The organism is Pseudomonas sp. S5D5 (genome assembly GCF_003013355.1).
Lineage (GTDB): Bacteria > Pseudomonadota > Gammaproteobacteria > Pseudomonadales > Pseudomonadaceae > Aquipseudomonas > Aquipseudomonas aylmerensis.
Genome location: NZ_PTEO01000001.1, coordinates 2,056,490 through 2,079,809 on the forward strand (window position 1 = coordinate 2,056,490; position 23,320 = coordinate 2,079,809).

The 23,320-nt window shown below is 62.2% G+C and carries 23 protein-coding genes; 14 read left to right on the forward strand and 9 right to left on the reverse strand.

Going from position 1 to position 23,320, the window contains the following annotated elements; genetic code table 11:
* Positions 1-492, forward strand: coding sequence for a hypothetical protein (locus C9990_RS32270; protein ID WP_157955059.1), 492 nt, complete (start codon positions 1-3; stop codon positions 490-492).
* 625 nt (positions 493-1,117) lie between these two features.
* Here the strand turns inward: C9990_RS32270 and C9990_RS09660 are convergent.
* From C9990_RS09660 to C9990_RS09685, 6 genes are all read right to left on the reverse strand, one after another.
* Positions 1,118-1,450: a DUF6124 family protein gene (locus C9990_RS09660; RefSeq protein ID WP_106803126.1), complete on the reverse strand. Its 333-nt coding sequence runs from the start codon at positions 1,448-1,450 to the stop codon at positions 1,118-1,120.
* A gap of 324 nt (positions 1,451-1,774) precedes the next feature.
* On the reverse strand, positions 1,775-2,269 hold the full coding sequence (locus C9990_RS09665) for a hypothetical protein (RefSeq protein WP_106803127.1): 495 nt from the start codon (positions 2,267-2,269) through the stop codon (positions 1,775-1,777).
* Positions 2,270-2,486: 217 nt separating this feature from the next.
* Positions 2,487-3,740 carry an NAD(P)/FAD-dependent oxidoreductase gene (locus C9990_RS09670; RefSeq protein ID WP_106803128.1) on the reverse strand — a complete coding sequence of 418 codons (1,254 nt, stop codon included), beginning with the start codon at positions 3,738-3,740 and terminating at the stop codon, positions 2,487-2,489.
* 44 nt (positions 3,741-3,784) lie between these two features.
* The gene (locus tag C9990_RS09675) at positions 3,785-4,246 is read right to left on the reverse strand and encodes a type II 3-dehydroquinate dehydratase (protein ID WP_106803129.1); all 462 of its coding nucleotides are present in this window, start codon (positions 4,244-4,246) and stop codon (positions 3,785-3,787) included.
* A 13-nt stretch (positions 4,247-4,259) separates the two neighbouring features.
* Positions 4,260-5,240 carry an NAD(P)H-quinone oxidoreductase gene (locus C9990_RS09680; RefSeq protein ID WP_106803130.1) on the reverse strand — a complete coding sequence of 327 codons (981 nt, stop codon included), beginning with the start codon at positions 5,238-5,240 and terminating at the stop codon, positions 4,260-4,262.
* Positions 5,237-5,659, reverse strand: a complete 423-nt coding sequence (locus tag C9990_RS09685) for a RidA family protein (RefSeq protein WP_065904398.1) — start codon at positions 5,657-5,659, stop codon at positions 5,237-5,239. The genes C9990_RS09680 and C9990_RS09685 overlap by 4 nt, the downstream gene beginning before the upstream one ends.
* A gap of 182 nt (positions 5,660-5,841) precedes the next feature.
* Here C9990_RS09685 and C9990_RS09690 point away from each other — a divergent pair, with 182 nt between their 5' ends.
* The 7 genes from C9990_RS09690 to argE all read left to right on the forward strand — a co-directional run bounded on the left by C9990_RS09690 (position 5,842) and on the right by argE (position 13,023).
* Entirely contained in the window at positions 5,842-6,816 is a 975-nt protein-coding gene (locus tag C9990_RS09690) for a LysR family transcriptional regulator (RefSeq protein WP_106803131.1), read from the forward strand.
* A 313-nt stretch (positions 6,817-7,129) separates the two neighbouring features.
* Positions 7,130-8,647 (forward strand): amino acid ABC transporter permease/ATP-binding protein, encoded by a 1,518-nt coding sequence (locus C9990_RS09695; RefSeq protein ID WP_106803132.1) that lies wholly within the window; start codon positions 7,130-7,132, stop codon positions 8,645-8,647.
* 27 nt (positions 8,648-8,674) lie between these two features.
* Positions 8,675-9,547 carry a phytanoyl-CoA dioxygenase family protein gene (locus tag C9990_RS09700; protein ID WP_065904402.1) on the forward strand — a complete coding sequence of 291 codons (873 nt, stop codon included), beginning with the start codon at positions 8,675-8,677 and terminating at the stop codon, positions 9,545-9,547.
* 30 nt (positions 9,548-9,577) lie between these two features.
* Positions 9,578-10,408 carry an ABC transporter substrate-binding protein gene (locus tag C9990_RS09705; RefSeq protein WP_106805619.1) on the forward strand — a complete coding sequence of 277 codons (831 nt, stop codon included), beginning with the start codon at positions 9,578-9,580 and terminating at the stop codon, positions 10,406-10,408.
* 50 nt (positions 10,409-10,458) lie between these two features.
* The gene (locus C9990_RS09710; protein ID WP_106803133.1) at positions 10,459-11,190 is read left to right on the forward strand and encodes a class II aldolase and adducin N-terminal domain-containing protein; all 732 of its coding nucleotides are present in this window, start codon (positions 10,459-10,461) and stop codon (positions 11,188-11,190) included.
* Between the two features lie 10 nt (positions 11,191-11,200).
* A complete protein-coding gene (locus C9990_RS09715) occupies positions 11,201-11,875 on the forward strand; it encodes a DUF1028 domain-containing protein (protein ID WP_106803134.1) in 675 nt (224 codons plus the stop codon).
* Positions 11,872-13,023: an acetylornithine deacetylase gene (gene argE / locus C9990_RS09720; RefSeq protein WP_106803135.1), complete on the forward strand. Its 1,152-nt coding sequence runs from the start codon at positions 11,872-11,874 to the stop codon at positions 13,021-13,023. The genes C9990_RS09715 and argE overlap by 4 nt, the downstream gene beginning before the upstream one ends.
* Before the next feature lie 690 nt (positions 13,024-13,713).
* Here the strand turns inward: argE and C9990_RS09735 are convergent.
* A complete protein-coding gene (locus C9990_RS09735; protein WP_106803136.1) occupies positions 13,714-14,958 on the reverse strand; it encodes an acyl-CoA dehydrogenase family protein in 1,245 nt (414 codons plus the stop codon).
* 296 nt (positions 14,959-15,254) lie between these two features.
* On the opposite strand from C9990_RS09735, the gene C9990_RS09740 reads away from it, so the two are divergent.
* Positions 15,255-15,554: a type II toxin-antitoxin system RelE/ParE family toxin gene (locus tag C9990_RS09740; protein ID WP_106803137.1), complete on the forward strand. Its 300-nt coding sequence runs from the start codon at positions 15,255-15,257 to the stop codon at positions 15,552-15,554.
* Between the two features lie 4 nt (positions 15,555-15,558).
* Positions 15,559-15,912 carry an addiction module antidote protein gene (locus tag C9990_RS09745; RefSeq protein WP_106803138.1) on the forward strand — a complete coding sequence of 118 codons (354 nt, stop codon included), beginning with the start codon at positions 15,559-15,561 and terminating at the stop codon, positions 15,910-15,912.
* Between the two features lie 112 nt (positions 15,913-16,024).
* Here C9990_RS09745 and gudD read toward each other — a convergent pair whose 3' ends face one another.
* Positions 16,025-17,350: a glucarate dehydratase gene (gene gudD, locus C9990_RS09750; RefSeq protein ID WP_106803139.1), complete on the reverse strand. Its 1,326-nt coding sequence runs from the start codon at positions 17,348-17,350 to the stop codon at positions 16,025-16,027.
* Between the two features lie 19 nt (positions 17,351-17,369).
* Positions 17,370-18,731, reverse strand: coding sequence for an MFS transporter (locus C9990_RS09755; protein ID WP_106803140.1), 1,362 nt, complete (start codon positions 18,729-18,731; stop codon positions 17,370-17,372).
* A 338-nt stretch (positions 18,732-19,069) separates the two neighbouring features.
* Between C9990_RS09755 and C9990_RS09760 the strand changes: the two genes are divergently transcribed.
* From C9990_RS09760 to C9990_RS09775, 4 genes are all read left to right on the forward strand, one after another.
* Positions 19,070-19,780 carry a FadR/GntR family transcriptional regulator gene (locus C9990_RS09760; RefSeq protein WP_106803141.1) on the forward strand — a complete coding sequence of 237 codons (711 nt, stop codon included), beginning with the start codon at positions 19,070-19,072 and terminating at the stop codon, positions 19,778-19,780.
* Positions 19,781-19,804: 24 nt separating this feature from the next.
* Entirely contained in the window at positions 19,805-20,500 is a 696-nt protein-coding gene (locus C9990_RS09765) for a tRNA (adenine(22)-N(1))-methyltransferase TrmK (RefSeq protein WP_106803142.1), read from the forward strand.
* A gap of 129 nt (positions 20,501-20,629) precedes the next feature.
* On the forward strand, positions 20,630-20,920 hold the full coding sequence (locus C9990_RS09770) for a DUF3144 domain-containing protein (protein ID WP_065904424.1): 291 nt from the start codon (positions 20,630-20,632) through the stop codon (positions 20,918-20,920).
* Positions 20,921-21,140: 220 nt separating this feature from the next.
* Positions 21,141-23,198 carry a methyl-accepting chemotaxis protein gene (locus tag C9990_RS09775; protein WP_106803143.1) on the forward strand — a complete coding sequence of 686 codons (2,058 nt, stop codon included), beginning with the start codon at positions 21,141-21,143 and terminating at the stop codon, positions 23,196-23,198.
* Positions 23,199-23,320: the final 122 nt, after the last annotated feature.

The following is a 23,320-nucleotide window of genomic DNA, read 5'->3' on the forward strand; positions in this document are numbered from 1 at the left end:
ATGAATATTGATTTTAATGTCGTAGCAACTGGCTTAGTAGCTCCTTGTGCGGTTTTAGTCGTAAAGACTCTGCTGGATTTCAGTCTTTCTCACTATTTTGTGAAATATTTGCACTGGATTCCAGTTAGGGGTTTTTTTCGGGATCGTCCTCCTGTATTAACAGGTAGATGGCAGCAAGTTTGGGAGGCGCCGAATAGTCCAAGTTTCAAAGAGATTAAGGATCGGCATAGCTACACAGATATTAAGCAGTTTGGGAAATATCTTTATGCAGAGTTTGACGCTAAAGGTAAGACTTACTGTATGTTTGGCACGATCAAAAACTCTTACATTTCGGGGGAGTGGTACGATAAAAGCGATCGGCTTGCTTATTTTGGAACCTTGCAGCTAAAAATTGTCGATACGGGAAATCTGGCGGGCCTGTACATAGGCCATTCTTCCCGCACGAGTCGTGTAGGGAGTGGAGATTGGAATTGGAAGCGTTGTTCTCCTTGAGAGCGGCTTCCTATAGCATTCTTTCCAAATATATCTTTATTCCTTTCTCCGCTTCTGCCGCTCACTAGGGTTCTTCAGCCATAGTGAGCGTCCTCTATTGGCCGATTGCTGCATGTCCTGTTAGCAGCAACTGGCCGAGTTCGGACATCAATTCGGCTGTAATCGCTGACCCCTTTTATCCTCCGGCCTAGCACTCAATGAGCAGACTCCCAACACTACTCACGCAAGCCCGATCAGCCCTTTCCATCCAACAGCAAATCCCACATGAAAAATGGGCAGCTATCGCATCGCAATGCGGGCCGGCGGAAATTGCGGAGATCGAGAGGCGCATCGAATCCCTCAGGGCCGAGTTGGAAACGGTCGAGGCGTGAGATGGTGATACGAGGGATGACATCCACCTCGCGATCTACCAGTTTTCTCAGTTGCTGAGAATGGCGGGTGGTGCGCCCTGATCATTCACGGGCGGGGGGAGGGATCGGAAGCAATCGGGCATGACTGGCTGCTCGGCCAATACATACCTTGTCTATTCATGCCTTCCACAAAGCCGCTCAGTCGCACAATCGCCGATTCGTCATGTAGCAATCACGACGACTCGGCGATTTTTTTGGGTACTAAAACTGAACGCTTACCCGCCTGCTACAGCCGACTCCCGCTCCATCAGCCTGTCCATCAACAGCACCCCCAACTCACTCAACTGGTGAATCGCCAGGACCACGTCCCGCTGTTTGCCGGTCAAGTCCTCTGACAGGTCGAGCAGCAACGCGGTTACCGAGGAGAAGGTTTCGTAGCTGTTGGTGATCAGGGTTTCGTTGCTGGCGTTGGCGGCGACGGTGAATAGGCCGAGGGGGGTCACAGGTGGAGCAGTTTTTGGATTGAGGTAGTGATCGATTGCACGGTGCGCAGCCTGGTTAAATTTCAGGTCCGGCTCGTTCGGAGGGTTGGGCGTGACTTTGAACATGTGTGTTGTACCTGATTAGGGCCAACACCTTTTCGCTACTAAACGAGAGGGTGGCGGCTGTACGCAGGTTAGTAGACCGGGGAAACACACAAAGCCGGCGCGCCCGAGGGCGCCCTGCGTACAGCCACCATCAAGCACAGACAAGAACATCTGATTGATGAGGCTCATGCACTTTATGTTGTCACGCGGGCTACTAAACCCGATCACTGAGTTTTCAGCGACCGAGCCACCTTAGAGACGCCCACTCAAGCGCACAAGCCGGCGGATTCTGACGTAACTGTAGGCAATGGGGCAAGCTGCTGAAGCCTGCTGTAGGACATGTCCTCACTGCGCGTCGGGTGTATCAGTGAGGGGCATTGCCGACAGTGCTTTGAGTTTGTTGGCGGGGCCGGTGAAGTGCGTTTTACCGTTCAGGGTCGTCACTGTGATTCTTTCCGAATCGCAGCGATGCAACAGCGTGAACATGGGTTTTTTGGGGCCGTACACACCTGGCTGCCGCTCGGAATACTTCAAGCTGAGCATGGCGTTTTGCAGCGCGATGGGGCTGACGGGGGCGGCGAAGGTCCACTCCGACAGGGCGGCCTCGCGGTACATATTGAACGCCATGCCGATGGATGCGCCGAAGGTGCCGCTGTAGAGGAGGGCGCTCTTGAAGGTGTCGGTGATGCCGACGCGGTGTGCGACGAACAGCACCAGGGCCATCACGGCAAAAAACAGCAGGAGTGTTTCCAGCAGTGCCAAGGCCTTGTAGGGGTCAACCGTCAGTTGGTCTTTGAGCGTGAGTCGGGTGATGGGTGTGTCGGTGTTGAGCAGTTTCAAGCGTTACCCCTCCTGGGTGTGTTGTCCTGATCGAGTAGGGGGCGCAGTTTACGCAAAGTGGGGGGCTGGGGGCGTGAGATTTTTATTGTCGGTGCGGGCGTCTTCGCAGCCTCGCTGGGGCTCGACAGCTCCTACAAAAAGAGCGGTGGTGGTTGTGGGCGGTGTGGTTTTTCGGCGCGTCCCAGGGGCGCGCCGAGGTGTGTGAAAGTGGGCCGCCTCACTCGGGTTTCTTGTAGGACTTGTAGTCGTTTTGCAGCACGATGTGGTCGGCGACGTATTTCGCGTCGTGCCACACGCCGTAGATGAACGATGACGCGCGGTTGACCAGGTTGGGCAGGCCCAGGAAGTAGATGCCGCTTTCCGCCGAGATCCCACGTTTGTGGAAGGGCTCGCCTTTTTCGTCGAACGCATCGACCTTCAGCCAGCTGAAATCGAAACTGAAACCGGTGGCCCAGAGGATGGTGGTGATGCCGGCCTTTGCCAGATCTAGGCTGAGGATGGGGTTCACCAAGCACTCAGGGTCGGGCAGCAGTTCCCAGGCCTCAGGCTCCAGGGGGAACGGCAACCCGTTCGCCTCGATGTAGGCATCCGCGTCGCGCAGTACATCGAAGTAGGCGCGGTCGCCTTCGGCCACGTTTTCGGCGAGCCCAGGTTGAAAGGTCATGACGCCGTCCTGCCAATCCTGGGTGACGCCGACTAACCGGATGCCTTGGTGCGCGAGGCGGCGGAAGTCGACGGTCTTGCCGCCTTCGTAGCCACTGACGGCAAAGGCCACGTGCTTTTTCTTCGGCTGGATTTTGACTTCGTCCCACAAGCCCAGCGCACCCAGCCACCAGCAATAGTCGCGGCTGCGGTAGGCGCGGGGCGGGCGGTAATGTTCGCCGACCGAGAGGTATACGGTTTTGCCGGCCTTTTGCAGTTCTTCGGCGATTTGCGAACCGGAGGCGCCAGCGCCGACCACCAGTACGCCACCTTCGGGCAGTTGGCCGGGGTTCTTGTAGGTGGAGGAGTGCAGTTGGTGAATCGGTGCGCTGGCAGGCACGATGTTGGGGATAGAGGGGCGCTGGAACGGGCCGGTTGCGGCGACCACGTTGGCGGCTTCAAACACGCCGGCCGAGGTGGTGACTTTGAAGCCGGGGCGGCCGATGTGGCGTTCCACTTGCTGGACTTCTACACCGGTGCGCACGGGAGCTTGCAGCTTATCCACGTAGGCTTCGAAGTAGTCGGCCATGCGCTCCTTGGGCGGGAAGGCTTCGGGGGAGAGGCCTTCGAAGGTGAGGCCGGGGAAGCGGTCGTGCCAGGCGGGGCCGTTGGCGACGAGAGAATCCCAACGCTCGGAGCGCCAGCGTTCGGCGATGCGGTGGCGTTCGAGGACGATGTGGGGGACGCCCATGAGGGACAGGTGTTCGCTCATGGCGACGCCGGCCTGGCCTGCGCCGACGACCAGGGTGTTGATGGTTTCTACTGACATGGGCGGTTCCTGGGAGGTAAGAGTTTTGTAGGCATCACCGAGTCTCAGCTGTGGGCGCTGGTGGTGGTTTCTTGTAGCAATGCCGCCACGGCGGTGAGTGCCAGTTCGTAACCGAGTGCGCCCAGCCCTGCGATCATGCCGGTGGCGGCTTTGGAGACGTAGGAGTGATGCCGGAAGCTCTCGCGCTTCCAGAGGTTGCTCATGTGCGCTTCGATGATCGGGCCGTCGAAGGCCAGCAGCGCGTCGAGAATCGGCACCGAGCTGTAGCTGAGCCCGGCGGCGTTGATTACCACGGCGTCGGCGTCAAGGCGTGCCGCTTGAATCCAGTCCACCAGCACGCCTTCGTGGTTGCTCTGGCGAAAGTCCAGGCTCAGGCCCAGCCCGGCGGCGTGGCGTTCGCAGCGCGCCTGGATGCTGGCGAAGCTCTCGCGGCCGTAGGTGCCGTTTTTATCCAGCCCGTAGAGGTTGGCGTTGGGCCCATTGAGGAAAAACACGCGGTGGGTCATGAAGGGCTCCAGGTTATTCAGCGACGGTCAGCACGACTTTGCCGACATTGGCGTTGGCTTCCAGCAGGCGGTGCGCCTCGGCGGCTTGAGCCAGCGGCATGCGCGCGTGGATCTGCGGGCGCACCACGCCGGCGGCCAGCCACGGCAACAAGCGTGAGCGGATACACGCCGCCAGGCGGGCTTTTTCGGCGTGGCTTTTCGGGCGCAGGGTGGAGGACGTCAGGCTGAGGTTCTTGCGCATCAGCACCTGCAAATCCAAGTCGATATGGGCGCCTTGCAGGAACGACAAACTCACGTGCCGCCCGCCCATGGCCATGGCCGCCAGGTTGCGCGCCACATAGGGCCCGCCGACGTTATCCAGCACCACGTCGACGCCACGGCCGTCGGTGCAGTCGTGCACCGCCTCGACGAAGTCTTCACGGTGGCGGTCAACCGCGTGCCACACGCCGAGCGCTTGCAGCATCGCGACCTTGTGCGGGCCGCCGGCCGTGGCGATCACCCGCGCACCGGCGGCATGCGCGCACTGCACGGCGAAGCTGCCGACACCGCTGGCGGCGCCGTGGATCAGCACACTGTCGCCGCTGCGCAAGCGCCCCAGTTCAAACAGGTTGTGCCACACGGCAAAGGCCGCTTCCGGCACCCCGGCGGCATCGAGCAGCGACAACCCCGCAGGCACCGGCAAGCAGTGCGCCGCGTGGGCCACGCAGTACTCGGCGTAGCCGCCGCCGTTGAGCAAGGCCATCACGCGATCGCCGCTCGCGAACTCATCCACGCCACTGCCTACCGCGACCACGATGCCTGCCGCCTCGAGGCCCAGCACATCGGTGACGCCTGCCGGAATCGGCGCGCCGCTGCGTTGCATCAGGTCGGGACGATTGACCCCGGCAGCCGTGACGCGAATCAGCACTTCACCGGCTTGCACTTCCGGCAGCGGGCGCTCGACGGATTGCAGCACCTGCGGTCCGCCGGGCTCGCGGGCGATCACCGCTTTCATACGGTCCAGTCGTCCGGCACGACGGCGATCACGTCGATTTCCATCAACCATTCCGGCTGGCCCAACCCGGAGATCACCAGCCCGGTGGAAATCGGGAACACGCCTTTGAGCCACTTGCCGACCTCCTGGTACACCGGCTCGCGATAGCGCGGGTCGATCAAATAGGTGGTGGTCTTGACGATGTGCGAGAGGTCGGAGCCTGCCTCTTCCAGCAGTTGCTTGACGTTTTTCATCGCCTGCTCGGCCTGGGCACGCGGGTCGCCGAGGCCGACCAGGTTGCCGTCGAAGTCGGTGCCGATCTGGCCGCGCACATAAATGGTGTTGCCGGCGCGGACCGCCTGGCACAGGTCGTTGTCCAGGGCCTGGTTGGGGTAGGTCTGCCGGGTGTTGAACATGCGGATGCGGGTGTGGGTAGGCATAACGGCAACTCGTGGGAAGCGGGATGAATCCAGCTTCACACCGCCCCGGTTCCGGCGAAACCAGCATTTGCGCGGGGTAGTGCTTAGGAAAAACCGAAGCCTGTGCCCCTCATCGGCTCGCGGCGGACCCGGCACGAACCCTGCAACGCTACCCGTACAGTCATTGTTGAGGGGCAGGCGTAATGCTCAGTCGTATTACTCAGCGTCAACTGGAGTATTTCGTCGCGTCGGGAGAGGCGGGCAGCATCAGTGCTGCAGCTGAACGCATTCACGTGTCGTCGCCGTCGATCTCGGCGGCGATCACCCATATGGAGGCCGAGCTGGGCATCCAACTGTTTATCCGGCATCACGCCCAGGGCATATCGCTGACGGCGGTGGGGCGCCTGGTGATGCAGGAAGCCAAGCTGATCCTGGAGCAGATGACCAACCTCTACACCATCGCCTCGGAGTCATTGAACACGGTGCGCGGGCCGTTGCGGGTGGGCTGCCTGGAGTCGCTGGCGCCGATGATCACGCCGGAACTGGTGTTTGGTTTTGGCCGCGCGTTTCCCGGCGTGCGCCTGACCCAGGCCGAAGGCAACCACGAGGAATTACTGGAAAAACTGCGCAGCGGCGAGCTGGACATCGCCCTGACCTATGACCTGGTGACCAGCCCGGATATCGACTTCCAACCCCTGGCGCAGCTGCCGCCGTATGTGATGGTCGGCGAGTATCACCCGCTGGCGAGCTTGCCGGCCGTGAGCATGCAGGACCTTGAAGCGTACCCGGTGGTGCTGCTGGATACGCCGTGGAGCCGCGACTATTTCCTCAGCCTGTTTATCCAGGCGGGCACCACGCCGAACATCATCATGCGCTCCACCAACCTCGAAACAGTGCGCGCCATGGTCGGCAACGGGATCGGCTATTCCTTCGCGAATGCGCGGCCCAAATCCAATATGTCCCAGGACGGCAAGCGCGTGATCCGCCTGCGCCTGGCCGGTGCACATCGGCCGATGCGGCTGGGCTATGCCACGGCCAGCAACACCCAGCTGTCGCGCGTGGTGTCGGCGTTTGCCGAGCGCTGCCGCATGTTTGTCTCCGACCAATACATCCCCGGCATGGCCCCGCCGAGCTTTTTTGACCCACACGCGGTGCGGGTGCTGAGTGGTGTGAGCTGAGGTTGCACCAAAAGGTCGCGTGTGCCGCGCCCTGCATTCAGGCGTGCACCGTTTTGGCCAGTGCCTGCGCAGCGCGCATCTGCAGGCGCTGGCTTGCCCGAGAGGCTGGTGCGCAGCGGTCGATTCATTGAGTGACAGATCGCTATCGCCGGCAAGCCGCCTCCTGCAGTTGATCTGGCTGGCTTGCGGGGCTGCATAGGCTCTGCCTACCCAGTGCCCCGGCTTTTACGAATTGACCCTGACCACCTCCCGCCACGACTCTCATCCCATCGATGCAGATCAACTTCTTTTTTTTTTGCAGGGCACAGCGACGATGACATTCGACTGGAATTACATGTTTGGTTTGCTGGGCGATGCCGAGTTCTGGCGCGCGACGTGGACGGTGATCAAGCTGAGTACCCTGACGTGGGTCTTGAGTATCGCACTGGGCTTTCTGCTGGCGCTGGCCAAGCAATCCCGGCACCCGTTGCTGAGTGTTCCCGCGCGTGGCTATATCTGGCTGTTCCGCAGCCTGCCGCTGCTGGTGCTGCTGATCTTCATCTACAACCTGCCCCAGGCGCTGCCGGGCACCTCGGCGATTCTGGCCGACCCGTTCTGGTCCGGCCTGCTGGCGCTGGTGATCTGCGAAACGGCGTATGTGGCCGAGATCCATCGCGGCGGTTTGCTCTCGATTCCCAAGGGCCAGGGCGAAGCGGCGCGGGCGTTGGGCTTGAGGTTTTTCGGTACCCAGTGGCGCGTGGTCATCCCGCAGGCGCTGCGGGTGGCGTTGCCGTCGCTGGCCAACGAATACATCTCCATCGTCAAGCTCACCTCGCTGGTGTCGGTGATCTCGCTGACCGAAATCCTGATGGTCGGCCAGCGCTTGTATTCGCAGAACTTCCTGGTGATCGAGACCATGGCGGCGGTGGCGTTCTTCTATGTGTTTATCGTCACGGTGTTCGACTTCCTGCTCAAACGCCTGGAGCGGTTTCTCGACGTCAACCAACGCAATGTCTCCCGCGTGCCGGATGCGGCGGTGCTGGCCCTGGCCACGCAACAACGCGTCGCCTTGCAGCGCCCGGCCAGCACCGGCGCCGCCGCGCTGCAAGCCACGCGGTTGCACAAGGCCTACAACGACATCGAGGTGCTGGGCTCGGTCAACCTGCAGATCCAGCCGGGTGAAGTGGTGTCGGTGATCGGGCCGTCCGGCTCCGGCAAGACCACGCTGATCCGCCTGCTCAACGGCCTCGAGCAACTGGACAACGGCGAGATCCAGATCAACGGCCAGCCGTTCATTCACTTGAACAAAGTCGGCGCGCAGAAACCCCAGTACATCGAGCACGCCGAGCATCGCCTGAACATCGGCATGGTGTTCCAGAGCTTCAACCTGTTCCCGCATTTGAGCGTGCTCGACAACCTGCTGATGGCGCCCAAATACCACCGCCTGGGCGCGACCTCCGAACTCAAGCAGCAGGCCTACGCGCTGCTGCACAAGGTCGGCATGCTCGATCACGCCTGGAAGTACCCACACCAGTTGTCCGGTGGCCAGCAGCAACGCGTGGCCATCGCCCGCGCCTTGATGATGCGCCCGCAGATCATGCTGTTCGACGAGCCCACCTCGGCGCTCGACCCGGAAAAAGTCAACGAAGTGCTGCAGGTCATCGAGGCCCTGGCCGAGGAGGGCATCACCATGGTGATCGTCACCCACGAGATGAATTTCGCCTTCAAGGTCTCCGACCGCATCGTGTTCATGGAGAAGGGGCGCGTGGTCTGCGACGACACGCCCGATGCCTTGCGCAGCGGCCATAACCCACGCGTGGAGGCGTTCCTCAAGGACGTCTCGCTGGCGTGATCTCTTTAACGTTCAGGAAACACTAAAATGATCGAGCAAGCACACATCGAACAATTCCAGCGCGACGGCTTCCTGGTGGTAGAAGGCGTGTTGTCGGCGGACGAAGTGGCCGCGCTGCAGCATGACTTCGACCAGTGGGTAGAAGAGAGCCGCAGCCATGACCAGGGCTGGGGCGCCACCGTGGATGGCCGCGCGCGGTTCGACCTGGAGGGCGACCACCGCGCGGATCATCCATCGCTGCGCCGGGTGAGTTCGCCTACCGAGATTTCCCCGGTGTACGAGCGCGTGGCGTTGCACTCGCGGATGGCGGCGATTTCCGCGCAGCTGGTCGGCGCCAGTGGTGCGCGGTTTCACCACAGCAAGATCAACTCGAAACTGCCGCACACCGCGACCCAGGTGAAGTGGCACCAGGACTTTCTGTTCACGCCGCACAGCAATGACGACATCGTCACCGCCTTGCTGATGGTCAGCGAAGTGACCCCGCAGAACGGCCCGCTGAATGTGATCCCCGGCAGCCACAAAGGCCCGCTGTGGTCGCACTGGCAGAACCAGCGTTTCACCGGTTCGGTGGACGACGCGGTGGTTGAAGAGCACTGCCAGCAACCGGTCGCCTGCTACGGCCCGGCCGGTTCCGTGTGCTTCATGCACACGCGGCTGTTGCATGCATCCAGCCCTAACGAGACCGAACTGCCGCGCACGCTATTTATCAGTGTCTACGCCGCTGAAGACGCGCTGCCATTCGGCGAAAACCCGTTGCCCAGCGTTCATGCCGGCCTGCTCGTGGCCGGTGCCGAAAGTGGCCTGGTGCGCTCCACCAGCAACCACATGCGTTTGCCGCAGAAGCCTCGCGGCGCGTCGTTCTTCGTGCAACAGGCCGGACAAGATACCGCCACTGCCTAACCACCCCCCAAGACCTTGCAGGTAATGACCATGACAGCGTTTCGTAAAAGTGTTCGCCCCCTTGCCGTGTGCCTGTTGGGTGCTGCGGTTGCGATGACTTCGTTGGCGGCTTCGGCCTTCCAGAAAGACGGCACGATTATCGCCGGCTCCGATGTCACGTTCTTTCCCTATGAATACATGGACAACAACAAGCCGGCGGGCTTCGATATCGAGTTCATGGACGGCCTGGGCAAGGTCATGGGCCGCAAGGTCGAGACCCTCGACACACGCTTTCCCAACTTGATCACCGGCCTGCAGGCCGGGCGTTTCGATGTGACCAACTCGTCGATGTACATCACGGCGGAGCGGGTCAAGGTCATCGACATGATCCCTTACCTGAAGAGCGGCGAGTCAATCCTGACCCTCAAGGACAGCGCCTTCCAGCCCAAGACCCCGGAAGAGTTCTGCGGCCACAAGATCGGCTCCATGGGCGCCACCTCGTGGCTGGCGCAGATGAACAAACTGTCGACGGAGTACTGCGTGGCCAAGGGCCTGAAGCCGATCCAGATCAGCGAATACAGCACCGACCCGCAGACCACCCAGGCCCTGCTGGCGCACGCGGTTGAAGCGCAGATCACCGACGCCGCCGTGGCCCGTGGGGTGATCGACAAGTTGGGCAACCGCGTGGTGATTTCGTCCGACACCTTGATCTACCCGGTGCTCAACGGCTTTGGTGTGAAGAAGGGCAATGACACGGTCAAGCAGGCCTTGCTCGACGGCCTGGCAAAATACCGTGCCACGCCTGAGTACGCGGCCCTGCTGAAGAAGTACAACTTCGAGGCACCGACCGATGCCGACCTCGCGGCGCTGATGCCCAAGTAACCCAATCACGCGGCCGCCGCTGTGCGGCCGCGTCCTGCGGAGACCGATTCATGGCGTTATCCCACGAAGAACAGACGCGCATCGACCTGGCGGCGACCTTTCGCATCATCGCCCACCTGGGCATGCACGAGGCGGTGGCCAACCACTTCAGCGCTGCCGTGTCGGCCGATGGCAAACAGTTTTTGCTCAACCCGAAGTGGAAGCACTTCTCGCGTATCCGTGCCAGTGACCTGTTGCTGCTGAACGCCGATGACAGCGCCTGCGCCGATCACCCGAACGTGGACGCCACCGCCTGGTCGATCCACGGGCAGATCCACCGGCTGTTGCCACAAACCCGCGCGGTGCTGCATTTGCACCCGGTGTACACCACGGCCGTGGCGTGCCTGGCCACGCCGCACATCCCGCCGATCGACCAGAACACCGCGCGTTATTTCAACCGCGTGGCGGTGGATGAACTCTACGGCGGCATGGCCGACACCGAGGCCGAAGGCGCACGCCTGGCCGGGCTGCTCGACGGCAAGCGCCGCCTGCTGATGGGCAACCACGGCGTGATGGTCACGGCGACGTCCATCGGCGAGGCCTTCGATGATATCTGGACCCTGGAGCGTGCCTGCCAGATCCTCGTGACGGCCTGGTCCACCGGGCAGCCGCTGCGGGTGCTTTCCGATGACGTGGCGGAGAAAACCGCGCGCGGTTGGGAAGGGATTGTGGATTTCTCGGTCCGGCATTTTGAAGAAATGAAGCAGTTGATGATCGACGCCGACCCTTCGGTACTCGATTGAGGAGCACGCCATGACTTTTTCCGTTGTCGCCCGGTGTGCCGAGACCGGCCAGTTGGGTATTGCGATCAGCTCTTCGAGCATTGCCGTGGGTGCCCGTTGCCCCTGGCTGCGTCCAGGCGTTGGCGCGGTGGCGTCGCAGAACATCACGCTGCCGAGCCTGGGGCCGCAACTGCTGGATTTGCTCGAGCAGGGCCTGGCACCGAGCGAGGCGCTGGCGACCTTGGTGGAACAGGATCACAGCCAATATCGTCAGGTCACCGTGATTGATAGCCAGGGGCGCACCGCGCATTTCAGCGGGGCGCAGACCCTCGGGATTCATCACGCGCTGAACGGCGAGCAGTGCGTAGCGGCGGGCAATATGTTGGCCGACACCGGGGTGATTGCGGCGATGGTGCGCGCGTTCGAGATGGCCACGGGGCCGCTCGCCGAGCGCTTGTTGGCGGCGATGCAGGCCGGCCAGGCCGAAGGCGGTGAAGCGGGGCCAGTGCATTCGGCGGCGTTGGTGGTGGTCGACGACTTGCTGTGGCCGATCGTCAACCTGCGCGTCGACTGGGCCGACGAGGACCCGATCGGCGCGCTCGACCAACTCTGGCAAGCCTATCGCCCGCAACTGCAGGCCTACATCGACCGCGCCCTCAACCCGCAGATCGCACCGGGCTATGCCGTGCCGGGAGATGAGCGTTGAACACAAGCCGCGACCTGCTGGCGCAACTGGTGCGCTTTGATACCACCAGCCGCGAATCCAACCTGGCGTTGATCGACTTTGTGCGTACCTATCTGCAGGACCACGGCGTGGCCTGCGAGCTGGTCTACAACGCGCACAAGAGCAAGGCCAACCTGCTGGCGACCATCGGCCCGGCCGAGGTGCCTGGCGTGGTGTTGTCCGGGCATACCGACGTGGTGCCGGTGGACGGGCAGCGCTGGACGGTGGCGCCGTTTGAACTGACGGAAAAACACGGCCGGTTGTACGGGCGCGGCACTGCCGATATGAAGGGCTATATCGCCTGCGTACTGGCCTGTGTGCCGGCGCTGGTGAAGGCGCCGTTGCGCATGCCGGTACATATCGCACTGTCCTACGACGAAGAGGTGGGCTGCCTGGGTGTGCGCGCGTTGATCGAGCGGTTCCATGGGCAGGCGGTCAAGCCGTTGCTGTGCGTGATCGGCGAACCTACCGAGCTCAAGCCGGTGCTCGGCCACAAAGGCAAGCTGGCAGTGCGCTGCGAAGTGCACGGCGTGGCCTGCCATTCGGCGTATGCACCGTCGGGTGTGAATGCCATCGAATATGCCGCGCAACTGATCAGCGAGCTGGTGCGACTCGGTGAAACGCTCAAGGCGCCGACGTTGCTCGACGAGCGTTTTGATCCGCCGTTTTCCACGGTGCAGACCGGCGTGATCGGCGGCGGCAAGGCGCTGAATATCGTCCCACAGGACTGCACGTTCGACTTTGAAGTGCGCTCGCTGCCGGCCCAGGATCCCCGGCAGGTGGCGCAGCAACTGCGCGATTACGCCGAGCACACCTTGCTGCCGGCGATGCAGGCGGTGAGCGCGCACTGCGCGATTGAGTTCAGTGAATTGTCCAGCTACCCAGGGTTGGCCACCTCGCCGCAAAGCCAGGCTGCGGAGTGGGTCGCGCAGTTTTGCGGCTCCCGGGATTACGGCACCGTGGCCTTCGGGACTGAAGGCGGGCTGTTTGACCAGGCCGGCATCCCGACAGTGGTATGCGGCCCCGGCAGCATGGAGCAGGGGCATAAGCCGGATGAATTCATCAGCCTGGAACAGCTGGATGCCTGCGACCGAATGCTGGAACGGGTGCTCGCGTTCGTGAGCCGATAAACCCCTCTCAAGCCATGTGCTCATCAAACTGTGGGAGCTGGCAAGCCCACTCCCACAGAGGCCCCAAGGCATGGCTCAGGCCCCCAAGCCTATGGAGATCAAATGTGGGAGCTGGCTTGCCCACTCCCACAGAGGCCTCAATGCATGGCTCAGTCCCCCAAGCATATGGAGATCAATGTGGGAGCTGGCTTGCCTGCGAAGGCGCTGTGTCAGTCGACGAATTAGCTAACTGACCCACCGCCATCGCGGGCAAGCCCGCTCCCACAGGGGGCTCAAGGCATGGCTCAGGCCCTCAGGCATATGGAGCTCCCACAGAGGCCTCAATGCATGGCTCAGGCCCCCAAGCCTATGGAGATCAAATGTGGGAGCTGGCTTGCCTGCGAAGGCGGTGTGTCAGTCGACGAATTGGTTAACTGACCCACCGCCTTCGCGAGCAAGCCCGCTCCCACAGGGGGATCCTGGTATGACTCGAGATCCCGGGTGTATGGAGATCAAATGTGGGAGCTGGCTTGCCTGCGAAGGCGGCGTGTCAGTCGACGAATTAGTTAACTGACCCACCGCCTTCGCGAGCAAGCCCGCTCCCACAGGGGGCTCAAGGCCCTCAGGCATATGGAGCTCCCACAGGGGGCTCAAGGTATGGCTCAGGTCCCCGGGCATATGGAGATCAAATGTGGGAGCTGGCTGGTGATTTCATCCAGCCTTGGCCACGCCCACTCGCCACTGCGCCGGGGGCAAGGTTCCGTTTACCAGGTAATTTCCCACGATCCGCGATTTGTAGACGCGCGGGTTGTGGTTGGCCAACGTGCGCGCGTTGCGCCATAGCCGGTCCAGTGCCTTGTTGCTGGCGGTGGCGCTGGCGCCCAGGGCGTCGAATAGCGCGGTGGTCGCTGCGAGTGTGGCATCTACCACCGGGTTGACGGCCAGGCACACTTCCAGCTCGGCGAGTGCCACCTGTGGGTCGTCGTCATGCACGGGCTGGTCGTGGGCAATCACATACTGCGCGGTGTGTTCCAGGCGCTGCGCCGCCTGTTGGGCGATGGCCTGGGCGGCGTAGGCCTGGCTGGCGACTTCGCCGATCACTTGCAGCAATTGCACATCCTGGCCGGCGACATCGGCATTGCCCGTGGTGAAAGTGCGGGCGCGTTGGCTGAGTTCTTCGGCGCCACTCAAGGCCGCGCGGCGGGCGATGCCGGCGAGGGTGCTGAGGTGATAAAGCTGGAAAAACGACTGCCCATGGCCAAAGCGCTGTTGGGTGGGACGCGCCTCATTGTCCAGCACCGGCGCGCTGTCGAAGATGCAGGTGCCGCTGGCGGTGAGGCGTTGGCCGAAGCCGTTCCAGTCATCGACGACCTGCACGCCGGCAGCCTTGAGGTCGACAACCACGCTGTAGGTCGTGCCGTCTTCGCCGGTTGCAATCGTGTTGATCAAGTCACTGTAGAGCGCGCCCGTGGTGTAGAACTTGCGGCCGCTGATGCGCAAGGTACCGCTTGCGTCGCGGTGCAGTCGGGTTTCGAAATCGCCACGGGTCTGGTTGCCGACTTCGGTGCTGCCGGGAGAGAGCAGCGCGCCCTCGCCGAGACGGTCGAGCCACTTGGCGCGCCAGGCGGGGTCTTTGGCGCTGAGTACATCTTCGCAAAAACCAAAATGCCCCCGCAGGGCCTGGGTGATGTTGGAGTCGGCGGCAGACAGTTCGGTGAGCACGGCGAGCAGCTCAACCAGGGTCGCGCCGTGACCGCCATGGCTTGGCGGCAGGCGCCAGCGCGGCAGGCCCAGGGCGGTGAGTTGCTGGATCACACCGGCCAGGCTGGCACGCGTCTGATCGTGCTCGGCCGCCTGCGCGAGGATTTGGGCGAAGAGTGGGCGCAACGGTGCGGCCAATTGTTCGTAGCGGGCAGACGGCGGTGCGCCCCAGATAGGCAAGGCAGAATTGGACATGGGTTGACCTGGCGGTGCCTGCGCGTGGACGCGTCGGGCTGGAAAAAAAGAGTCAGAAGCACGGGGCCAGTGGTCTGGTGACGCCACCCTAACCCAGCGGTGACGAGGTTTTTAATACGAAAAATTGCTATCGAACTGCGGGCTGGTTCTATCGGCGCGACGGGAAACAAGCACTCACAGAATCGCCCGGCCCCATGTACCGGGCGTGAACTAGGATTTTTTCTTCGGGGAGCTCTGCGCAGCTTGAAAAATCACTAGCATCGGCAGGGAGTAGCCAGTAGGCTACATGTGAATCTGTGACCAGCATAATCGGCAGGACGCCAGAGTTTGATACATGGCTGGATGGAGTGAGGGACGTTTGTGGAAAAGTGGCGGTTCTGACTCGGTTGGATCGCGCCGAAGACAACAATTTTGGTGATTGCGAGCCTGCCGGTAACGGCCTCAGTGAAATGCGTATTTTTGTCGGGCCCGGCTACCGGATCTACTTTGTCCGCACGGGCATCACCGCCTACTTGATGCTGTGGGGCAGTGACAAAACCGACCAGCAAAAAGGCATCAAGCGCGCCAAAGAGATTCTGGATGCCCTGAGAGGTTAACCAAATGAGCAATTCGACATTCAAGCCAGAGGACATGCCGATCCTCGATCTGGATACCTCCGGTACCCAGGTCTATGAAGCTTCGCGCTTCCTCGACAGCCCTGAAACCATCAGTGCTTACCTTGCGCAAAGCATGAAGTCGCAAGACCCGCAGATCCTCATGAAGGCGCTTGCCGAGGTCGCCAAGGCACAAGGTGTGAACAAGGTGGCCGCGGCGGCGGGAGTGAATCGCGAGAGTCTGTACAAGACGCTCAAGGGCGGGTCTAAAACGCGCTATGAGACCGTGCAGAAACTGATGCTGGCGTTAGGCGTGGAGCTGACGGTGCAGCCGATCAAGCGAACCCACTCGGCGAAGTGACCACGATCACCAGTGGGAGCTGGCTTGCCTGCGATGGCGGTAGGGCAGGCCACCTCAGAGTTGCTATCGCAGGCAAGCCCGCTCCTGCATTGAGCGGGTGTGTCTTGAGTGCCTAGCGCACCAGGCAGGGTTGCTTGTTGTTGAAGCTCCAGCCTGGGATCAGAAACTGCATCGCCACGCTGTCATCGCGCGCGCCGAGGCCCATGCCTTTGTACACTTCATGGGCCTTGGCCACGGCGTCCATGTCGATGTCCACGCCCAGGCCGGGCTTGGCGGGCACCTTCACGTAGCCTCCTTCGATTTTCAATGGCTCGTGGGTCAGGCGCTGGCCGTCCTGCCAGATCCAGTGGGTGTCGATGGCGGTGATGTCGCCCGGTGCGGCGGCGGCCACCTGGGTGAACATCGCCAGGGAAATATCGAAGTGGTTGTTGGAGTGCGAGCCCCAGGTCAGGCCCCACTCGTTGCACATCTGCGCGACACGCACCGAGCCCTGCATGGTCCAGAAGTGCGGGTCGGCCAGCGGGATATCGACCGATTGCAGCTGGATCGCGTGGCCCATTTCGCGCCAGTCGGTGGCGATCATGTTGGTAGCGGTCTTGAGGCCGGTGGCGCGGCGGAATTCGGCCATGACTTCGCGGCCCGAGTAACCGCTCTCGGCACCGCATGGGTCTTCGGCGTAGGCGAGCACGTGATGCTGGTCGCGGCACAGGCGGATGGCTTCTTTCAATGACCACGCGCCATTCGGGTCAAGGGTGATGCGAGCGTCGGGGAAGCGCTCGGCCAGTGCGGTGACGGCTTCGATTTCTGCGTCACCGCTCAGCACGCCGCCCTTGAGCTTGAAATCATTGAAGCCGTACTTGGCTTTGGCCGCTTCGGCCAGGCGGACTACGGCCTCCGCCGTCAGGGCTGTTTCGTGGCGCAGGCGGAACCAGTCATCATCGGCCTCGGCCTCGTTGCGATATGCCAGGTTCGTTGCGTTGCGGTCGCCGATATAAAACAGGTAGCCGAGCATTTTCACCGCATCACGTTGCTGCCCTTCGCCGAGCAAGGCGGCCACCGGCACTTCCAGGAATTGACCCAGCAGGTCGAGCAGCGCCGCTTCCATCGCCGTGACCGCGTGGATGGTGATGCGCAGGTCGAACGTCTGCAGGCCGCGACCGCCCGCGTCGCGTGAGGCAAAGGTGCTGCGCATCTGGTTGAGGATGCGCTGGTACTGCCCGATCGGTTGGCCGATCACCAGGCTGCGCGCGTCCTCCAGGGTTTCGCGGATACGTTCGCCGCCGGGCACTTCACCCACACCGGTGCGGCCGCTGCTGTCCTTGAGGATGACGATATTGCGCGTGAAGTAAGGCCCGTGGGCGCCGCTCAGGTTGAGCAGCATGCTGTCGTGGCCGGCCACGGGGATGACTTGGAAGTGGGTGACTACTGGGGTATTCATGGCACGTTCCTGGATAAGGTCAGAGAGGTTTGCTGATGGCTGCGCCCACGGGCACAGCGCCGGGCGAGGCCAGTACGGCGGACGGTGAGGTCTTGGCAAAGAACACCAGGATTGCGGCGAGCACTGATGTGCCTGCCAGGCCATAGAGGCCGCCCTGGATCGAGCCGGTGGTCTGTTCGAGGAAGCCGAAGGTGGTCGGTGCGACGAAGCCCCCCAGGTTGCCGATGGAGTTGATCAGCGCGATCACGGCTGCAGCGATGCGCACATCCAGATAACCCTGGGGGATCGGCCAGAACAGCGAAGACGCCGACTTGAAGCCGATGGCCGCAAAGCAGATCGCCACGAAGGCGAAGATCGGCCCGCCGGTGGTGGACATGAACATGCCGGCAGCGGCAATCAACAGCGCGGCCGCGACCCAGGCCTGCTGGAACTTGAACTTGCTCGACAACGACGCGAACGCGTACATGGCGATGATCGAGATTAGCCACGGGATCGAGTTGAAGAAACCGACCTGCACATCGCTCAGGTCGCCCATCTTTTTGATGATGCTCGGCAGCCAGAACGTCGCGGCGTAGATGGTCAGCTGGATGCAGAAGTACAACGCGCAGAACAGCAGGATCTGGCGATCCTTGAGCAGCTTGCCGAGCGTCGGCTTGACCGTGGTCAGGGCTTCACGCTCGCGCTGTTCCTGGTCGATGGCGCCGACCAGTGCGTCCTGTTCTTCGCGGGTCATCCATTTGGCGTCGTGGGGGTTGGAGTCGAGCCAGAACCAAACGAAGAACCCCAGCGCCACGGAGGCCAGGCCTTCGATGGCGAACATCCATTGCCAGCCGTGGAAGCCGAACCCTTCGATCTGCAGCAGCGCGCCGGAGAGCGGGCCCGAGATCAGCGAGGCCACCGCCGAGCCGCTGAGGAAAATCGCGATGGCTTTACCGCGCTCCACACCCGGCAGCCAGCGCGTGAAGTAGTAGATCACCCCAGGAAAGAACCCGGCCTCGGCCACGCCCAGCAAAAAGCGCAGGATGTAGAACTGGGTTTCGTTCTGGATGAACGCCATCAGCGTGGCGACGATGCCCCAGGTGAACATGATGCGGGTCAGCCAGATGCGCGCGCCGACCTTCTGCAGCAGCATGTTGGAGGGCACTTCGAAGAGCGCGTAGCCGATGAAGAACAACCCGGCACCCAGGCCGTAGGCCGCAGCGCCGATGCCGAGGTCGTGCTCCATGTGCGTGCGCACGAAGCCGATGTTGACCCGGTCGATGTAGTTGAGGATGAACATGATCACGAACAGTGGGAGCACGTGGCCCTTCACTTTGCTCACGGCGCGCGCGAGGACTGAATCACTTTCTGGAGTGGCAGATGCATGGCTTGAATTGTTCACAATTCAAAACTCCCCCTGATTTATTTTTATGCGGGTTTGCGTGTCTTGTTGATAGACATCATACAAGTGATTTTCCGGAGGCTGCAATGCGGTCGTGAGTGAATTTGTTCTTATAAGGCCGATGATCGACCAGTTATTTTGGTTATTTGCCAGTGTTTACTTGGTTTTTAGAGGATTTAGGTACCCAGGAGTGATGCGGGCGCCTGACGCTGGTGGTGATGCGTGAGTTAGCGGCTAAGATTGGTTGTCATACAAGCTGGACCGAGACAAATCAACCCAGCCCTGTCGCCGGGCGGGATGTTAAGCTCGCACCAGCCCAACCCCGTGGACCTGCAACGATGCCGATTGATAGTGGAATGCCCGTCCGTAGACGCTCCAACAACCTTGCCCAAGGCGTGGTCGACGCGCTGACCCAGCGCATCCTGCTCGGGCAGTTGAAGCCCGGTGAAAAGCTGCCGTCGGAATCCACCATCGTCCTTGAGCATGGCGTGAGTCGCACCGTGGTGCGTGAGGCCATTTCCAAGCTGCAGGCGTCGGGGCTGGTCGAGACCCGCCATGGCATTGGCACCTTTGTGCTGGCGCAACACGCCCGCCAAGGCCTGCGTTTGCACGTGGACACGGTTGCCAGTGTGCGCAACATGCTCGAGTTGCGCCTGGGCCTGGAGGTGCAGGCGGTTGCGCTGGCCGCGTTACGCAGGAGCGACGAACACCTGGCGCACATGCGCACTGCGCTCGACGATTACCAGGCATCGCTGGCGAACAACGACAGCTGCGTCGAAGAGGACAAGCGTTTTCACCAGTTGATCGCCGAGGCCACCGGCAATACCTTCTTCACCGAAATCATGCTGCACCTGGGCAATGCGATGATTCCGCGCACCCAGCTCAAGGGCGATGAGCGTGGCGGTGCGGACTTTGCCCAACTGGGGCAGTTGGCGAACCTGGAGCATGAGGCGATTTTCAACGCGATCAAGCGCCAAGACCCGGACGCTGCCCGCGCCGCAATGGTGCTGCACCTGACCAACAGTCGGGATCGGTTTTCGGGTGAGTAATTTTGTGTTGATAAGGAACAGCTGTTGAACCCACATACATTGTCCATGCGCCTGGAGCGCGTGGCGGCGAACGTGCCCGCTGGCGCGCGCCTGGCCGATATCGGCTCGGACCACGCTTACCTGCCAGTCGCGTTGATGCGACGCGAGTTGATCTCGGCGGCGGTGGCGGGGGAGGTGGCGACCACGCCGTTCCATGCGGCTGTGCGCACTGTGCGTGAGAATGGCCTGGAGCAGCACATTACCGTGCGCCTGGCCGATGGGCTGGCGGCGATAACGCCGGCGGACCAGATCACCGCGATCAGCCTCTGCGGCATGGGCGGCGAGACGATTCGCGACATCCTGGAAAGTGGCAAGGCGCACCTGAGAGGCCGTGAGCGCCTGGTCCTGCAGCCCAATGGCGGCGAGCAGCCGTTGCGTCAGTGGTTGATGGACAACGGTTACGCGATCCTCACTGAAGAGCTGCTACGCGAAAACCGCTTCTACTACGAAATCATTGTGGCCGAGCGTGCCCCGCCGGTGAGTTATACCGCTGAGCAGCTGTATTTCGGCCCGCTGCAGATGCAGGCGCGCAGCCCGGAGTTCCTGGCCAAGTGGCAGCGCATGCTGCGCCAGAAGCAGAAGACCCTGGACAGTTTCGAGCGGGCGCGGCAGGCAGTGTCGCAGGAGAAGGTGCAGGAGGTTGCGCGGCAGGTGCGGTGGATCAGTTCGCTGCTGGCCTAATGCGTTTTGGTCGGCGCCGGGCCTGCTGTCGGTGGTGTTCTTGCGCAGGCTGGCGCCAGGCCGGGCTCCTACGCGGGCGGGGGGTATGGTTCAATGGCGGCCATCATTCACTTATCCTGGACATCCGCCATGGCAGACGCCACTGACCAAGCCTTCTATGACCGTGCAGACGCGCATATCGAATTGTCGAACGAGCAACTCAAGACCTGTGAAAACCTCGGCGAGGTCAGCGCCTCGATGATGTTCGGCACCACCCGTTTCAATGCCTGGGCGAGTGCGCGCAACTTCAAGTCCGGTGCGGAAATGGCCGAGGCGCGCGAGGCGATGTTGAAGTATTTCTGCGATCAGTACCGGATGATGCTTGAAGATAACCTCGACGATCACATCAATAATTTCAGCCAGTACATGCTGGTGAAATAGCTCACTGTTACAGGTGTGCCCAGACCTTGAGTGCTTTTGCCCCATTTTCGCGCACACCTCACCTGCCTTCGTGCGTCACACCGTCTATTTCGGGGCACGCTCCCTGCGGCCCGTATCTTGCTAGTGCCTTCCCAATCAATGACATGGCATTTTGCCGTTAGTCATTTCAAGGCTTCGCCCACCGCGGTACGCGTGGGTTGTTTTTGGGGAGTAGTCGGACATGCACAGCCTCTTGTCACCCGGTATCCGCCTGCTCGGGCGTTTCGGCTTTGCGCGCAAATTCCAGATCCTGTTTTTCCTGTTCATGCTGCCCCTGGCGGGCAGCCTGTGGATGATTGGGGCGGACTATCGCGAAAAGTTAACCGTGATTTCCAGCGAGCAATCCGGCGTTCGGCAACTGCTGGCCCTCGATGCGCTGGATGCCCAATTGACCGCCCAGCGCAACCTGGCGGCGCGCTGGAAGGCCGCAGACATCCTGCACGCCCCCACCCCCACGGCGAAGGCGGCGATGGACAAGGTCGATGCGAATTTCCCGCTGATCCTGCAAAGCCTGCAGGCCCTGGGCGAGTCGCTGAAAAGCCAGAACGCCAGCGCCGACACCCTGGCGCGCTTCGAGGCGCTGCAAGCCACCGTCAAGGGCATGGACTCGCAATCGCTGCGCACCGTGGGCTGGTGGCCGGACGGATATGACCGCTTTACGTCGGCCCTGACCGCGATGCAAACCCTGCGCGAGCAGATCACCCTGGACGCCGGCCTGATCCTCGACCCATGGCTGGAAACCTATTTGCTCATGCAGATTTCCACCCAGCACAGCCCCGACCTGATCGAGCGTATCGGCCGCATGGCCAGTGTCGGCCAGTCGTCCATCGCCTCGGGGCAGTTCACCCTGCAAAGCCGTTTGCAGATGCGCGATTTGCGCGGTCGTATCGGCGATGCGCGCGACCAGTTGGTCAAGGCCGCGGCGTCGCTCAAAGCCAAGCAATACGCCGGCCTGGAGCCCTGGACGGCGCAATACGACAACAGCCTGCAACAGCTCGACAATGAGCTCAAAGTCCTCGACGACGGCGTGTTCGGCGGCACCATCAAGCTCGACACCGCAGCCTTTGAGGGCAGTGTCGACGCGATGCTCGACGGCCTGGGCGCGCTGCGCAACCAGTCGCTGATGTCGCTGGACGCGCGCCTCGGTTACTACCGCGACCGCTCGCTGCAAAAATTCGTTCCGGTGGCCGCGACCTTCAGTCTGCTGGCATTGGCGGCGCTGTACCTGTTCATCTGCCTGCAGGCTTCGATCCGCCGCAGTGCCAGCGGCATCACCACGCTGGCCGAATCCCTGCGCGACGGCAACTTGTGCGTGGAAGTGGCGGTGGAAGGGCGCGACGAACTCGCCGCCATCAGCACCGCGCTCAACGTCGCGGTGGTGCAGTTGCGCACCAGCCTGCTGGGGGTCAACCATGAAACCCAGCAGCTCGGTTCGGCGGTGCTCACCCTCAATACGCAGTCGGGCAGCACCCTTACCGAGGTCGAGGACCAGCAACAGCAGATCAGCCAGATCGCCGCAGCGGCCACCCAGTTGGCCGCCACCTCGATGGGCGTCGCCAAGAGTTGCGAACAGGCCTCGGGCAGTGCCCAGCAGACGCGGCGTATCGCCGAAGACAGCAGCCGCGACAGCCAGCGCACCACGGCCAGTATCCAGCAGCTCAACCAGCGCCTCACCGACACCGCCGATGCGCTGGAGCAAGTCAGCCAGCAGGGCCAGCAGATTCAATCGGTGGTCGACACCATTCGAGGCATCGCCGAGCAGACCAACCTGCTGGCGCTCAACGCAGCGATCGAGGCCGCGCGCGCCGGCGAGCAGGGGCGCGGCTTCGCCGTGGTGGCCGATGAAGTGCGCAGCCTGTCGCAACGCACCCAGGCCTCGACCGCGCAGATCGCCGGCACGGTGGACAGTCTGCGTGCCACGGTCAGCCAGGCGGTCAGCCTGATGGGCGCCGCGTGCGAACAGGCGCTGACCGATGCCGAGTCGGTCACCGGGCTGGGCACGCGCCTGGGCGAAATTGCCGGCGCAGTGCAGAACGTCACCGACACCCTGGCGCAGATCGCCACGGCGGTGGAGGAGCAAGCGGCGACGGCGGATGAAGTCAGCGGCAATATCCAGCAGGTCGACCAGGCGGCAGGGCGCTTGCTGGACGGTGCGCGTGCGGTCAATCGCGCGGCGGACACCCTGAGCAAAGGCAGCCAGGCCTTGAGCGACAACACCGCGCGGTTTCGCCTGGCCTGATCCGGTGTGGGGGCGGGCTTGCCCGCGAATGCGCCGGGTCAGCCACCGCCTCCCTCACTGACCCGCCGCGTTCGCGAGTAACCCCGCCCGCGACACAGCAGCGGTGTTTTCCGCCCCCGGTT